The 14475-nt window shown below is 40.3% G+C and carries 13 protein-coding genes and 1 tRNA gene; 9 read left to right on the plus strand and 5 right to left on the minus strand.

Annotated features, from left to right (window positions below; genetic code table 11):
• Positions 1–86 precede the first annotated feature (86 nt).
• From H6G74_RS23775 to H6G74_RS23785, 3 genes are all read right to left on the minus strand, one after another.
• On the minus strand, positions 87–389 hold the full coding sequence (locus tag H6G74_RS23775) for an Arm DNA-binding domain-containing protein (RefSeq protein WP_242051338.1): 303 nt from the start codon (positions 387–389) through the stop codon (positions 87–89).
• 231 nt (positions 390–620) lie between these two features.
• A tRNA-Cys gene (locus H6G74_RS23780) sits at positions 621–692 on the minus strand.
• 471 nt (positions 693–1163) lie between these two features.
• Entirely contained in the window at positions 1164–1601 is a 438-nt protein-coding gene (locus H6G74_RS23785; RefSeq protein WP_190969998.1) for a hypothetical protein, read from the minus strand.
• A 308-nt stretch (positions 1602–1909) separates the two neighbouring features.
• Here H6G74_RS23785 and H6G74_RS23790 point away from each other — a divergent pair, with 308 nt between their 5' ends.
• The 5 genes from H6G74_RS23790 to H6G74_RS23810 all read left to right on the plus strand — a co-directional run bounded on the left by H6G74_RS23790 (position 1910) and on the right by H6G74_RS23810 (position 7449).
• Positions 1910–2251: a hypothetical protein gene (locus H6G74_RS23790; protein ID WP_190969999.1), complete on the plus strand. Its 342-nt coding sequence runs from the start codon at positions 1910–1912 to the stop codon at positions 2249–2251.
• Between the two features lie 59 nt (positions 2252–2310).
• Positions 2311–4443: a pentapeptide repeat-containing protein gene (locus H6G74_RS23795; protein ID WP_190970000.1), complete on the plus strand. Its 2133-nt coding sequence runs from the start codon at positions 2311–2313 to the stop codon at positions 4441–4443.
• A 99-nt stretch (positions 4444–4542) separates the two neighbouring features.
• Positions 4543–5037, plus strand: a complete 495-nt coding sequence (locus tag H6G74_RS23800) for a hypothetical protein (RefSeq protein WP_190970001.1) — start codon at positions 4543–4545, stop codon at positions 5035–5037.
• A 214-nt stretch (positions 5038–5251) separates the two neighbouring features.
• Complete coding sequence (locus tag H6G74_RS23805) at positions 5252–6496, plus strand: DNA cytosine methyltransferase (protein ID WP_190970002.1); 1245 nt, start codon at positions 5252–5254, stop codon at positions 6494–6496.
• Positions 6469–7449 carry a Bpu10I family restriction endonuclease gene (locus H6G74_RS23810; RefSeq protein ID WP_190970003.1) on the plus strand — a complete coding sequence of 327 codons (981 nt, stop codon included), beginning with the start codon at positions 6469–6471 and terminating at the stop codon, positions 7447–7449. Before H6G74_RS23805 ends, H6G74_RS23810 begins: the two co-directional genes overlap by 28 nt.
• A 175-nt stretch (positions 7450–7624) precedes the next feature.
• Here H6G74_RS23810 and H6G74_RS23815 read toward each other — a convergent pair whose 3' ends face one another.
• Positions 7625–8563, minus strand: coding sequence for a putative 2-dehydropantoate 2-reductase (locus tag H6G74_RS23815; protein ID WP_190970004.1), 939 nt, complete (start codon positions 8561–8563; stop codon positions 7625–7627).
• A 142-nt stretch (positions 8564–8705) separates the two neighbouring features.
• On the opposite strand from H6G74_RS23815, the gene H6G74_RS23820 reads away from it, so the two are divergent.
• From H6G74_RS23820 to H6G74_RS23830, 3 genes are all read left to right on the plus strand, one after another.
• Positions 8706–9107: a fasciclin domain-containing protein gene (locus H6G74_RS23820; RefSeq protein ID WP_190594586.1), complete on the plus strand. Its 402-nt coding sequence runs from the start codon at positions 8706–8708 to the stop codon at positions 9105–9107.
• Positions 9108–9383: 276 nt separating this feature from the next.
• Positions 9384–9719: a hypothetical protein gene (locus tag H6G74_RS23825; protein WP_190970005.1), complete on the plus strand. Its 336-nt coding sequence runs from the start codon at positions 9384–9386 to the stop codon at positions 9717–9719.
• Positions 9720–10117: 398 nt separating this feature from the next.
• The gene (locus tag H6G74_RS23830; RefSeq protein WP_190970006.1) at positions 10118–11302 is read left to right on the plus strand and encodes a pyridoxal phosphate-dependent aminotransferase; all 1185 of its coding nucleotides are present in this window, start codon (positions 10118–10120) and stop codon (positions 11300–11302) included.
• Between the two features lie 34 nt (positions 11303–11336).
• Here the strand turns inward: H6G74_RS23830 and H6G74_RS23835 are convergent, their stop codons facing one another.
• Positions 11337–14147 carry a cation-translocating P-type ATPase gene (locus H6G74_RS23835; RefSeq protein ID WP_190970007.1) on the minus strand — a complete coding sequence of 937 codons (2811 nt, stop codon included), beginning with the start codon at positions 14145–14147 and terminating at the stop codon, positions 11337–11339.
• Positions 14148–14302: 155 nt separating this feature from the next.
• Here H6G74_RS23835 and H6G74_RS23840 point away from each other — a divergent pair, with 155 nt between their 5' ends.
• Complete coding sequence (locus H6G74_RS23840; RefSeq protein ID WP_190970008.1) at positions 14303–14464, plus strand: hypothetical protein; 162 nt, start codon at positions 14303–14305, stop codon at positions 14462–14464.
• Positions 14465–14475 lie beyond the last annotated feature (11 nt).

Raw genomic sequence — 14475 nt, forward strand, 5'->3', positions numbered from 1 at the left:
CAGCACTTTCTTGAACTTCTAGATTGAAAGGGCGTGCCATTGCTTCCTCATGAGTCTTTTTCTTCCATGTTCTTTATTCTACAGTTCTATGCACGCTCATTTAGACTTGGTATAACAGTAGTTAATGATGCTGCTGGTTTGTACTTAACCAAACTGGCATCAAACTCACCATAATCAATATCCCTCTGGATTTTTGCTGCTAAAGTCGATGCCTGATGTCTTCCTAAAGGCGTATCATATTGTCCTGTCGAAAGGTAGAAACGCTTGGTTTTTAGCTCTGCCGTCGGCGTAATAATAGGGTGGGAAAAAACTAGTTGGAGACTGCCATTAGAGTTCTTTATCTGCACTGAACGCCTAGGGGCAATACTTTGAGATTTTTGAGATTCCATAAGCTAATTGACTGGGGTAAACACCTTTATCCTTTTACTTTACCCCAGTTTTACCCCAAAAATCTTGATTGGGGTAAACACCTTTACCTTACAAATTTACCCCAGTTTTACCCCAGTTGTTTCCCCAAATTACCCAAAATAACACCAAAAATGGTTGAAGGCTTTGAAAATCAAACCTTTAACGCCAAACAAAAAAGGGCTTGAAAGCCCCGTAATCTTGATATTCTTTAAAGGCGACACCCGGATTTGAACCGGGGGATAAAGGTTTTGCAGACCTCTGCCTTACCACTTGGCTATGTCGCCGTACTTGTTATCTGGAGCGTTCCTTGTTTACTTCTGCGGTAATCAGGAGCTAATTAGGAGCCAAAACACTAGCTTAACTAATATAGCTCACCTAAAGCGCGATGACAACTAAGTTTTCCTGCTCACGGTTTTAATTTGTCTGGTAATGATTGTAGATTTGTAGTGTGTTGTTGTTGGACATGATGAGGGCGACTTTTAGACAACAGTCGAGGGAGCTTAGGTGCTGTGAAAGCTAACCCTCCAGTTTTGCTTGAAGGATACGGAATAACTCTAATTTATCAGAAAATATGGCGATCGCCAGGAATCCGAGTCTAACTGGAGCGAAGGTTGAAGATACTTTTTAAACGCCGCCCCAAAGCCTACCCCAGATTGACCAAGCCCCAGCAAGAATTACGTAAACAATTGCATACTGCTTAATCGATAAGAGTTTTCGCTTTTATTGGTGCCATTCATACGTCAGTCCTGTTCTCGTTATTTAGGCTTTTTTTGTTGCGAAATCGAAAGAGTATAGTTATGCTGCTCTTGGGATAATTGCCCTACATACAGTGAGTACTTGCCAGCTTGCCAGTAACCGGATAATTCTGGCTTGCTTTGAGAGTAACTATCTGCTAACACGCAAAAGCGCCCGCTAGGGCCGTCAATGAGTAGTGTTGGCTGTCCAGGACTGTCAACAGTCAACCGCATATAAGGCATTGACTCTGTGACTTGAATAATTTGACTAGGAACAGTAGAAATATTTCCGCAGTTACTTTGAACAGTCCCTCCAGACTTACCCGTTAACACTAGAGGGTCTGATTTTAGTTTGGCAGGAATTGGAATTGATGGCGCTTCTGCCAAGTTAGGCTGGATAATTCCCATACTCAGTACAACAGCCACGGGAACCATTTGCCATAGCTTCAGAGTTTTCATATTCTTTGATGCTCCCGACTATTTGTAGAGCGATATTGATATAAATAGTCTGAACTGATAGACGATAGCAATCCCTCAGTGTTCCTATAACGAAGTATAAAATTTTATGGCTAATCTTGTATGTCTATATGGCTAAATATAAAAAAGAGATGAAGTCATTCGTTCATAGTGTCAAAAATCCCTATTTTCTGCCATTATCACCCTTGATAAAATCAAACATTCGTTAAAATCACAAACACAACCGGAAAAATTTCGGATATGATTGCTCACCTGTTGAACAAGTGTTTTAGCAGAGGTAGACAAGATTTATGAACCCTCAACCGGAAGAAGATTGGCAACAACGCCTACAAAAGCTAGAAGCAGAAATTAATGCTGAGAGTGTAGAAGCGAAAAAAACAGCAGCCAGACAGCAATCTCAGTCTTATTTTCTCAACTTTAAACAGTATTTTACTCGTTCGCAACTTTGGTTTCAAAGTTTGTCTGGGACGGGGAAGTTGGTAGTGATGGGTGTTACGGTGCTAATGGGTTTAGCGGTGTTGCAAGCAGTACTAAAACTTGTGACCTCTGCAATTAGTCTGGCGGTGTTGGCAGGGTTAGTGTATCTTGGATACAAATTTTTTGTCGCTGATAGCTTTTCCAATAAGCAATAGCACTCTATATTAATCACGCCAGTTATGGCGCAACTATTAAATTTAAAGGGAATTATTCAATGGCGACCCCAATTGTGAGGAGAAATGATAGTCAACCTAGTCATTCAAATGCACCAACAAGAACTAATTCATTACCGTTAGTAACTCGACGTTTGGCGGCTTGGACAGCAGAAATTAGCCTAGTGGTTGTGAGTGGGTTAATTCCGTTTGGATTGGGAGCTTATGCCAATTCCAGGAGTGATCTCAACCGTGTACCACTCAACCCTGTATTAGTTGTCACAGAAAGAGCGATCGCACGGCCTTTGGCTTTACCTGTTAGTTACGGTATTCCCAATGTCGCCTGGCCGACTAATTATTTATGGATGTTGGCTTTAATTGCACCTGTCACTTTATCTTGGTGGCAATTGTACTTACTAGCAAAAACTGGGAGTACTTTGCCAAAACGCTGGTTTGGTGTTCGGGTGGTGAATGACCAAGGTAAAGCCCCAGGTTTAGGCGCAGCGATCGCTAGGGAAGGTATTGGTCGCTTGTCTGTACCAGTTTCGATTGCTTACATCCTCTGGCGCTATAGTTTTGCCTTTCCGAATTTGGGACTGTTTACTTTTTTGGCAGTATTGATGGTGTTAGGCGAAAGTGTAGCTTTATCTTCTCGCCAAGGTCGTCGCGCTTTACATGATTGGTTAGCAGGTACAGAAACCATTGATGCTAAACGTCAAAATGGGCGGAGTGCATTAGTGAAAACTGGTGAACCAGAAGCCCCAAATGCGACGGAAGCCAGCCTTGCACCAATGTCAGCCACAGATAACAAATTACCGACATTGTGGCGGCGGATGCAGCAAAACTCCAACCTCGCTTTGTTTGCAGTCACCCTAGCAAGTATGAGTGCGGTACTCGCGGCTTTAATTGGGACACAAGTTTATATTCAAAAACAGCAAACTCAACGAGAAACTTCACAAATTAACAGCCAGAAGTTTTTGGAATTTGTTAAACAATTAAGTCCCAACTCTGGCGCTAGTTTAGAAGAACGCCAAAGTGCAATTTTGGCGATGGGTGGTCTAAATGATTCCCAATCGATTCAATTTTTGGCTGATTTATTGGTGAATGAAACTAACCCAGTGCTGTTGAATTCTATTCAGCAAGCTTTAACAAACGTGGGTATTCCCGCTATCCCAGAGTTGAAAAATAAAAACCAGTTTCTGGCTAATGAACTGCAATCAGCCGCACCCCAAGAGCGCGAATCATGGCAAAAGCGGCTACAACTCAACCAGCAAACCATCAATAAGATTTTGAATGTATATAGTGGCAAAATCAATGGTCTGGACTTGACTCGCACTACTTTAAGCCAAACTGGGACAACGGGAAGTTCTGCTTTCAATTTGGTGTTAGAAAACATTGATTTGTCAGGACTGAAATTAAAAGCGGCTGATCTTAACCAAGCGAGTTTCAAAGGTAGCCGTTTTCGGAGTATGGGTGAAGATGGTCGCTGGGATACTTATGATGATGCGATCGCAGATTTAACGCAAGTCCAAATGAAAAAAGCCAATCTCACCGATGCGAATCTCAGCCGGGTGTTATTGACTGGGAGTGATTTAAGTCGGGCAACTCTCAACCGCGCTAATTTAGAAAGTGCGCGTTTAATTGGGGCAAATCTCAGCAGCGCCCAACTGGTAGGGGCTGACTTGCGGAATGCAGTTTTAGAAAATGCCAGCTTAACTGGAGCAGATTTAGGCGATGCTAAATTAAACGAAGCTAACCTTTATGCGGCTCGGTTAGGTAGAGTAATTGCGATCGGGACACAATTATCATTTGCCAACTTAACCAAAACTGATTGGCAAGGTGCAGATTTATCTGGCGCTTATTTAGATCATGCCAATCTCAGCAATGCTAACCTGAGTACTAGCCGGATGACTGGCGCAGTTTTACGTTCCGCCCAATTAGAAAATGCTAACTTACGCAACGCTGATTTGAGTTTTGTCGATTTACGCGGTGCAAATGTCGCAGGCGCAGATTTTAAAGACACAATTATTGCACCAAGCAAACAAGACCCCGCAGATCAATTTGTGGAAACACCTGATACTGGTACAGTATCGGCTGTAGTTAAAGGTGTTGATTTTTCTCAAGCGAAAAACCTAGATGCCAAGCAATTAGCTTACATTTGTACCCAAGGTGGCATTCATCCCCGTTGCCCGTAAAATTTAAATGGGGAGTCAGGAAAATACTTAATCCTACCTCCTCACTAAATCACAAATGATACATGAAAACATTCAAATTATGGTGTGAGGAGTCGGGTGATGAAGTATCTACCTAATTTAAGTTCATTGATAGCGGCTAGTGCAGTTTTCAGCTTGCTGATGGATTATCAACCAGCACAGGCTCAAGTTGCTTATGGTAGCTATGTGGGTGTTGGCCCCACTGTTGGGTTAACTGATGGTATTCAAATCGGCGGAGTTGTGGCTTTTCGTTACAAGCTTTTAGAAGCGCCAGTTTCTTTTCGCGCTCAAGCATTAATTGGTCAGAACACGGCTGTTGTCCCTACTGTATCTTATGACTTGCCACTCAACTGGCAAACAGATGCTTATTTAGGCGCAGGCTTAGTGTTAACTGGTGGTGATAGTCCTTCTCCGGTAGGAAATAAAATTAGTTTTGCTTTACAGCCAGGAATTGATTACGTTGTTCCCAATAGCAATACGGTAATTTTTGGCAATGCGATTATTGCCTTTGATGCTTATCGTGATGGCGGTGGTACGGCGCTGGCTGTGCAAGGTGGGGTGGGTTTGAGATTTTAAGAGCTAGTTGAATACAGGCGATCGCTTCTTGCATTGCATGAGGATTAAAAGGCGATCGTCTTTTTATATTTTCATACAAACATCCTTGTTAAACGAACACAAACACTAGTAGACTACGATTTGATTGCAAACATAGGGTAGTTAAAGAAAAAATGTGAGTGTATCATACTAATCCGTTCAGAATTTGAAAGTATGAGTCTAGAATAAAAAACTTATGGCGAGACCAGAAAAACCTACTGTTATTGATCTATTTGCTGGAGCTGGTGGCTTTGGCTTAGGTTTTGACATGGCAGGGTTTTCTGTGTCTTTATCGCTTGAAATTGATGCTTGGGCTTGTGATACACTGCGCTACAACCGCCCCAGTATGACAGTGATTCACAATGATATACGTAATTTTAATACCGAAAGTAGTGTCAAGGAAATTTGTGTTTTTAGCCCAGACATTATTATTGGTGGACCTCCATGTCAAGGTTTTAGTGTTGCAGGGCCAGCCCAAAAAGATCCGAAAGACCAGAGAAATAGCTTGTTTACTAACTTTGCTCAGTGGGTAAGTTTCCTTGAGCCTAAAGCATTTGTAATGGAAAATGTCAAAGGATTACTTTCACGTAAAAGTAGTAACGGTCAAAAGGTCATAGATATTATTAGAAAAACTTTTGAAGATATCGGATACTTTGTGGAAGTATGGAAGTTAAATGCGGCTGAGTATGGTGTGCCACAAATTAGAGAGCGTATTTTTATTGTTGGTAATAGAAATGGCAAAGAATTAGGAATTCCTTTAAAGACGCACTCTTTAGAATTATATTATCTAAATAAATCTCAGTTATCACTGTTTGATAGTGAAGCTAAATTTCCTCCGATAACTTTATGGGATGCTATCTCAGATTTACCACCACTGAATGCGCGGGAGGGTGAAGAAGAGCAAGATTATTTTGTAGAGCCTCAAAATGATTATCAAGCTTGGATTAGAAATGGTAGTAATCTACTCTATAATCATGTGGCAATGGAGCATTCAGATAGGCTGGTAGAACGCTTCAAACAAATTAAATGGGGTGAGTCAAGTTCTGATGTACCTAAAGAATACGGAGCTAGACGGCGTAGCGGTAATGGAGAACTTTCAAATAAAAGCTATGACCAGAACAATCGACGGTTAAACCCTTACAAGCCATCCCATACGATTGCGGCCTCATTTTATGCTAATTTTATTCACCCTTTTCAACATCGAAATTTAACAGCACGCGAAGGTGCAAGGGTTCAATCTTTTCCTGATAACTATCGTTTTATGGGCAAAAAAACTGTTGTGTCTCATAAATTATTACACAGAGAAGAAAGATTCGATGAGAAGTTTTTATGTCAATATAATCAGGTTGGTAATGCTGTTCCACCTATCCTTGCTAAAGCAATTGCACTACATCTTCTAGAAAAATTAGAATTATGCCAAAAACCGATAGGAATCCTTTAGTTCATGCTTCTAATCTTGAACAGAAGGAAAATCATCGTACAGAATATAGAGACACAGATAGTAGAAGATACCTTAGCGAAATTAGGACTGAGTATGATAAATGGCATACTGCTAATTTAGAGTTAGTCGGGCCAACATCAGAGTTTACTGAGCGCGATGACGAAATTATTGCCAAAAGAGTAGAGCTTCTTTCAACATACAAAGACTTTCTAGATCAGCAGCATTATGCTGAAAAGTTTGACTCTAGATCAAACCTCCACTCTAGTGTATTAGAAGAGTTTCTCTACTATTTGTTTAAAGATTTAGCACAAGATTTTGGAGAAAACGCTCTCATTGGTAAATCACACACCTTTAAGGATATTTTCTTTGTTCCACCAAAATATTCAGAAATGCTTAAACGCCCTTATGCACGTATTGAGAAGAAAGATCATGACTTTGTGATTGGTGCAACTATTCAAGCATCGCTGATAGCTGCACCTCCTCCAGAACAAGATGATAATCCTGGTGAAAAGCTGACAATTCTTAAAGAAGAACCAGAAACTTATTCTGAACCTACAGTTACAGAGGAAAATACGGAGACACACATTTTTGACATTCCAGTAGTTGTCATTGAGTGCAAAACTTACCTTGACAAAACTATGCTTGAAGGAGCTTCACGCGCAGCAGAAGATTTAAAGGCGAGAAATCCCAATAGTTTGTATGTTGTAGTTATGGAATGGATCAAGCTAACTAGCGATGTCAATTTACGAAAATACAAAGTTGATCAGATTTATGTATTACGTCAGCAGAAAAATACTGATCGAAAATTTAGATATAAAGAAACGTATATTAAAAATCCAATTAATGTGGCTGTAGTACAGCATCTTTTCAAGAAGGTAAGAAATCATTTAACAATTGATTGGTCTGGAGGAATTGAGTATGGTATACAGCGTGGTTGGCTAATTGATGAATAATCTACTGGAGTCTGAGGTCTAAATATTGCCTTGTTAGTTGTATGGCACAGTCAAAGTATAGATTAGGAGATTGTTAATTGCTTAAACGCTGGAAGATTCTCAATTTATAATTCAGAATTTTCAAATCAGCACGGACTCAATGCCCAGCTAAAGCTAACAGCATTTTGCTCTAAAATTAACGCTGATTTCTACTATCTAAAAATTTCAACTGATTGTATAAGCAGTTAATTTGTGGTAAAAATGCACCTGCGGCTTGGGCTTTACGTAGGGAATTTCCAATAATTGCTTCTACCTCTAAAGGACGTTGTTCATCATAGTCAATTTTCATGCTGGTGCGGTAAGGCTTCATTTTGACTGTGTAATCTAGCATTTTTTGAATGAAGCTATCAGCAATTATACGTCCGGTACTTTTTGCGCCTGCGGCTACTTCATACATTAATTGTTCAACTAATTGACGAGTATATGAATCTGCCATTAATTCATCAGTTCTGGCATTCAAAACCACAGATAAACCATTGTATGGAATATTCCAGACTAATTTTTGCCAACGCGCTAAGAGTAAATCTTCTGTTAATTCTATCGTTATGCCAGCATTTTGAAAGTCGTTGGCAATTTGCTGCATTCTATTAGTAATTCCCGCAGCTTCATAGTTATGGCTGTATTCACACAAAACTATTTGTCCATAATCTACATGCCGAATATGTCCTTGTCCGACTTTATTAGAACATAAAAAACATAAGCCACCAATAATGGTGACATTATTCACAATTTGGGCAATTTCTAGTTCTATATCTAATCCATTTTGTAATACTAATACCACACCATTATTTTTAATTACTGGTGCTAATAACTTTGGTAATAAATAATTTTGAGTTGTTTTGAGTGCCACTATAACTACATCACATTGTGGCATCTTGTCCGCATCGTTATAGGCGTTAACTTGGGGTAAGGTAAAGTCGCCATCTTTCGATTCAATGATTAAACCATGTTGATTGACGTGTTCGTAGTCACTCTTGAGTAAAAAATGAACATCTAAACCCGCTTGTTGTAGTTTTGCACCATAAAACCCGCCTAATGCACCTGTTCCGATGATGGCGTACTTGCGATCGCCCATTGCTGCTCCCAAGATAATTAATAACTATTAATTAGATAGACTTTTGCCTATGATATTGTAATTTTATAACTGTAACTTTCGTTAAAAAAATTAAATCGCTTTAATATAATTTAAAATTTTTATCAGTGAATAGGTAAAAAATATGGCTGATATTGTTGATATTGCGGTTAGTAATGACGCTTTTAAAACCTTGGTAACTGCTGTACAAGCGGCTGGTTTAGTCGAAACATTAAAAAGTCCAGGGCCATTTACAGTCTTTGCACCTACGGATGATGCTTTTGCCAAGTTACCACCAGGAACAATCCAAACTCTGGTGCAGAATATTCCCCAGTTGACCAGAATTCTAAAATATCACGTCGTGGCTGGGAAGTTGTCTCAGGCTGAGTTGGCAAAACTAGGTACAGTTACTTCTGTCGAAGGCTCAATCATTAAAATAGATTGTTCTGAGGGGTTTGAAATCAAAAATGCTACTGTCTTAGCTGCTGATATCGATGCTGACAATGGCATAATTCATGTCATTGATACAGTAATTTTGCCTGGATAATAAACTTTGGGTGGGTTATCCCCACCTCAATTATTGCGATTTTTTAATATTAATAAACTCATTTTACTAGTAGCTTAACAGATTTCCGACTTCTCAATGAAGTCGGAAATCTAAGCACGAGAAACTTCTTAAGAATTAATTAGATTTTTTATAGTTTAATTTATGTTACATTTGCGGAGTATTTACTTTATGTTGATGCTAGTGTTTAGTTGAAATAGATAAAAATATATTTAGTTTTTTTATTTAAAATGTTAATACTAAACTGCATAACTATACATGCTTGATTTTCATACCTTAGCCGAATTTTCTCGTACCAATTGTATTGGTATTTGTGCCTTTCTTGTACCAGCTAACTTAATTGCTACATTATTAACCATTATCTTGACGGTTTTACGTAGACCAATATCTCAATTGCAGCCAGTTATAGGAATTGCCATTATTTTTGCTGTAGTGATGGTACTTCATGTATATAGCTGGTTTGTGGTTGGTGTTGTGATGGCTCCTACTTATATATTGTTGTCTCTAGCAATTACTTGTTTGGTAGTTAATTTTGCGGCGCTGATTTTCCACAAACGCTTTGTTCATTATCCTGGTTTTTCCAAAACCTATTAACTTTAATAACCTACACCTGTCAAGATGAGAGAGATGGGGTTAGAAAGTAAAAAGTAAAAAGTAAAAAGTAAAAAGATAATCTCCATAAATAAATTTAGGAGATGTACTGAGCTTCCGACCATTTTTCTTATTTAGGACTTACGCAGACTCTATAATTTCTTGGCGACTTGGCGGTACCCTGCGGGAAGCCGCTTCGCGTCTATGATATAGCCTTTCCTAGTCTGCTGAGGTACAAATTTATCTGCGTCCATCTGCGGTTAATTATTCTTGCTTGTACTTCACTAGAATAAGAAACGCTATAAATTACGCTTTTTGGGAATTTTTGCGTAAGTCCTGTTATTCTTTCTTTTGCCTTTTAACTTTTTACTTTTGCCTTATTCTTTGATAGGAAGTCATAAATGACTGATGACAAATTGATTTCTCGGATGCAGGCGGTTCAGTCGCCAATAATTCCTGTGGTTGGGGAACTGATTAAAAATTCTCCGGGAACCATTTCTCTCGGACAGGGTGTAGTCTCCTACAGTCCACCACCAGAAGCAATTGAACTTTTACCGAAGTTTTTAGGGGAAGCGAGAAATAATCTCTATCAAGCAGTGGAAGGAATTCCGCCTTTATTAACTGCATTAACAGCAAAATTGTCAGCTTTTAACGGTATTGAAATTACTGATGATAACTGTGTTGTGGTGACAGCCGGCAGTAATATGGCGTTTATGAACGCGATTTTAGCAATTACTTCCCCTGGTGATGAAATTATTCTGAATACGCCATATTATTTCAACCATGAAATGGCTATTACAATGGCGGGTTGTCGTGTGGTGTTGGTAGAAACAGATGAAAATTACCAATTACGTCCAGAAGCCTTAGCCGCCGCAATTACGCCAAAAACAAAGGCTATTGTGACAATTTCCCCAAATAATCCCACAGGGGTAGTTTATTCTGAAGCTGCTTTACGGCAAGTCAATCAAATTTGTGGCGATCGCCATATCTACCACATCAGCGATGAAGCTTACGAATATTTTACCTACAACAGTGTCAAACATATTTCACCGGGGGCATTTGCTGGCAGTAGTGATTATACAATTTCTCTCTATAGCCTTTCTAAAGCTTATGGTTTTGCAAGTTGGCGCATTGGCTATATGGTAATTCCCAAGCATTTACTTGTGGCTGTCAAAAAAGTTCAAGATACAATTTTGATTTGTCCGCCTGTGGTTTCTCAGTATGCTGCATTAGGCGCATTGCAAGCAAAAGATGAGTATTTGAAGGGAAATATTGGTGCGATCGCTCAAGTACGTCAGTTAGTGATAGACTCGCTGAATCATCTCCAAGGTTTATGTACTATTGCTCAAGCTGATGGTGCGTTTTATTTCTTTCTCAAAGTGCATACTCATATCAATGCGTTTGAGTTGGTAAAAAGATTAATTCAAGAACACAAAGTTGCGGTAATTCCTGGGACAACCTTTGGGATGGAAAATGGCTGCTATTTGCGAGTTGCTTATGGTGCGTTACAAAAAAATACAGCCAAAGCAGGGATAGAAAGATTAGTTAATGGTTTGAAAAATATCATTGACAAACCAGAATTTTAATTCTCACGCAAAGGCGCAAAGCGTGAGAATTAAACTAGTTATGGTTAATTTTGACTATAATTCGCTTTCGTAATTCGTCGGCTATTAAGATGAACGGCGGACATAACAGTAAGATTAGCCAGTAAGAAGGTTGTAATGGTGCTGTTGAGAAGATTGTTTGCAGGGTAGGAGAATAAATAATTGAGAGAATGAGGAACCATTCCACAGCAATTCCTATCCAAATTAAGCGGTTAGTAAAAAAGCCTAAGCGCAAAATCGAAAAGCGTTCGGAACGACAGGCGAAAACGTTACCATCTTGACAAGCGACAATTACAGCTAAGGTCATGGTTGTGGCTTGGTGATAAATTGCCATTGTAGCTGCACTGGCTGAGTGAGATAAAATGCTGGGACTGATGGCTTGTAATTGGGGAATATTATAGCCATTCGTCCACCAGACAAAGAAAAATCCTGTCATACCTGCTAAACCTTCCAGGAGTCCTAAAAAGCAGTAAGCACGCAGGAGTAAGGGTAAATCTAAGAGTGGCTGGGATTTTTTGCGCGGTGGTAATTCCATTGAACCGGCTTCGGGTTTTTCTGCACCTAAAGCTAGTGCAGGAATCATATCTGTACCTAAGTCAATGGCTAAGATTTGCAAAATTAACAAAGCTGGTGGTATTTTCAGAAACACCATTGCTAGGAAAGGGAGAAACTCTGCCATGTTAGAGGCAAGAATATAAGTCATGAACTTGCGGATGTTTTGATATACTGCCCTACCTTGTTCAATAGCGGAGACGATAGTCGCAAAATTATCATCGATGAGAACAATATCCGCAGCTTCACGGGCAACATCTGTACCACTCATTCCCATTGCGATGCCGATATTTGCTGCGCGTAAGGCAGGGGCATCGTTGACACCATCACCAGTTACAGCGACTACATGACCAAGGGTTTTGTATGCTTCGACTAATCTGAGTTTCTGTTCTGGCATGACTCTGGCAAATACTAACCCAGTTTTGTGCTTGTGGAGGATTTGCCGTAATTGTGTATCTGAAAGATGTCCTAATTGTTCGCCTGTGATGGTTCTAACTTTGCCATTGACTAAATTAATGCGTTGGGCGATCGCAGCTGCGGTTAACCCATAATCGCCTGTAATCATTGTCACCTGAATTCCGGCACGATGACAAAGAGCGATCGCATCGGCAACTTCTGGACGTGGTGGGTCAATCATCGCCACCAATCCTAAAAAAGTCAAATCCTGTTCCAACAAATGATCATCTGGCTGGTTTAATTCTGCACTACCTTGTCTTGTGGCAACTCCCAGAACACGATAACCTTGACTGGCTAATTGATCATTTGCGGCGATAATTTCCTCGCGCTGGGTTTCTGTCAGTTCTGGTTTTTCTTCCTTGTGCCATAAATACCGCGAATGTTGCAATACATCTAATGGTGCGCCCTTGGTAAAAATGAGATACTGAGAATCTTCAGCATTTTCTAACGGCAAATCACCTTCTAATAAAACCGTCATCATCCGACGGTGGGAATCAAAGGGGATTTCTCTGATTCTGGGTGCTTGGTGTTGCAAATCTTCCAAATTCAACCCAGCTTTAATTGCGGCTACTAATAACGCTGCTTCTGTAGGATCACCCACTGCTTGCCATTGATGAGAATTGGGGGGATGATTTAACCGCGCATTAGAACAAAGTGCTGCACCAGCCAACATTAACCGCACTTGAGATTCAGATTCAGGAGATGAAATTTCGACTTCTCCTTCGGGTTCATAACCTACCCCAGTCACGTTAATTTGCGTATTAGGTATCCACAACTGGCGGACAGTCATTTCATTTTTCGTCAAAGTCCCAGTTTTGTCGGTGCAAATTACCGTTGTTGCACTGAGAGTTTCCACCGCAGATAAACGCCGCACTAAAGCATTCTTTTTCGCCATGCGCCTGACACCAATGGCTAAAGCTAAACTCACGGTAGGGAGTAAGCCTTCAGGGACAAATGCCACAATAATCCCAATGGCAAAAATGAAACTTTCCCGTAGTTGCATTTCCACCAGCAACTTAGTCAGGAGAAATATCACCACACCCATACTCAAAGCAATGATGGTAATGATGTGAACGACTCTGGAAATCTGCACTTCTAAAGTGCTGGCTTCTCGTTGCACATTGGCGGTGAGATGGGCGACTTGACCAAATTCTGTGTGTGTACCTGTGGCGTATACCACCGCCAGTCCGCGACCAGAAGCAACACTAGAACCTGCAAATACTAAGTTACTGGCTTCGGAAGCATGGATATTGAGTGCGGTGACAGGTTCGCTAATGCGAGGAACGGGCAGAGATTCGCCGGTGAGGACAGAGACATCGACATATAAAGATTGACTTTCGACCAGTCTGGCATCGGCGGAGATTTTATCACCTTCTTCTAACTGCATCACATCGCCACTAACTAACTCACGGGTAGGAATTACAGTTAATTTGCCATCACGATAAACTTTAGCTTGGGAAGGTAAGATTTTTTTCAGGGCTGCTAAAGCTTTTTCGGCTTGAAACTCCTGCCAAAAGCTAAAAATAGCATTAATCCAAATAACTGCCCAAATTGCCCAGCCTAATTCCGGTGTTTGGGAAATAAAAGCTAAAATCCCCGCCACCCACAACAGCAACGCCATAAAATGAGTTAATTGGTCAATAAAACGCAGAATCAAAGGGCGGGTTTGCGGTTCAGGGAGTTCGTTATATCCAGATTGTTTTAATCTTAAATTAGCTTCTGTTTCGCTGATACCTTGGGGAGTTGTGGTGAGAGTCTTGTAGACATCTGTAGGTGTCAGCGTCCAAATATGAGAGTTTCCATGAGAATTTGCATTCATCCTAAACCCGTTCCTACTCTCAATAGCATTCGGTTTTCGTATCTTAGATGCTGAGTCTACACCGCTTCATCTGCCTGAGAGTAATTTTGCAAAAAAATTATACGCAAATGCGATCGCACAAACAATTCTTCATTATGCGATCGTTTTGAATACTCGTGAACGAGACTCTGATACTCACTCAGTATTTTGCCACATCCCCTTTTATGCTGAGTTTAGGCGCAACCATAGAAAAAATAGCAGAAGCGTTGAGTTTGGATATCGAGCAAGTTAGACAAGTAGCCCAAAGTAGTCAGTCATATCAAAGCCAAGCTGACTGATCATTTACTCT

This window comes from Nostoc spongiaeforme FACHB-130, assembly GCF_014698475.1.
GTDB classification, from domain to species: domain Bacteria; phylum Cyanobacteriota; class Cyanobacteriia; order Cyanobacteriales; family Nostocaceae; genus Nostoc_B; species Nostoc_B spongiaeforme.

Bases quoted from the DNA above. Each gene is read 5' to 3' on its own strand.
- H6G74_RS23775 (WP_242051338.1), bottom strand. From the start codon at position 389: ATGGAATCTCAAAAATCTCAAAGTATTGCCCCTAGGCGTTCAGTGCAG.
- H6G74_RS23785 (WP_190969998.1), bottom strand. From the start codon at position 1,601: ATGAAAACTCTGAAGCTATGGCAAATGGTTCCCGTGGCTGTTGTACTG.
- H6G74_RS23790 (WP_190969999.1), top strand. From the start codon at position 1,910: ATGAACCCTCAACCGGAAGAAGATTGGCAACAACGCCTACAAAAGCTA.
- H6G74_RS23795 (WP_190970000.1), top strand. From the start codon at position 2,311: ATGGCGACCCCAATTGTGAGGAGAAATGATAGTCAACCTAGTCATTCA.
- H6G74_RS23800 (WP_190970001.1), top strand. From the start codon at position 4,543: ATGAAGTATCTACCTAATTTAAGTTCATTGATAGCGGCTAGTGCAGTT.
- H6G74_RS23805 (WP_190970002.1), top strand. From the start codon at position 5,252: ATGGCGAGACCAGAAAAACCTACTGTTATTGATCTATTTGCTGGAGCT.
- H6G74_RS23810 (WP_190970003.1), top strand. From the start codon at position 6,469: ATGCCAAAAACCGATAGGAATCCTTTAGTTCATGCTTCTAATCTTGAA.
- H6G74_RS23815 (WP_190970004.1), bottom strand. From the start codon at position 8,563: ATGGGCGATCGCAAGTACGCCATCATCGGAACAGGTGCATTAGGCGGG.
- H6G74_RS23820 (WP_190594586.1), top strand. From the start codon at position 8,706: ATGGCTGATATTGTTGATATTGCGGTTAGTAATGACGCTTTTAAAACC.
- H6G74_RS23825 (WP_190970005.1), top strand. From the start codon at position 9,384: ATGCTTGATTTTCATACCTTAGCCGAATTTTCTCGTACCAATTGTATT.
- H6G74_RS23830 (WP_190970006.1), top strand. From the start codon at position 10,118: ATGACTGATGACAAATTGATTTCTCGGATGCAGGCGGTTCAGTCGCCA.
- H6G74_RS23835 (WP_190970007.1), bottom strand. From the start codon at position 14,147: ATGAATGCAAATTCTCATGGAAACTCTCATATTTGGACGCTGACACCT.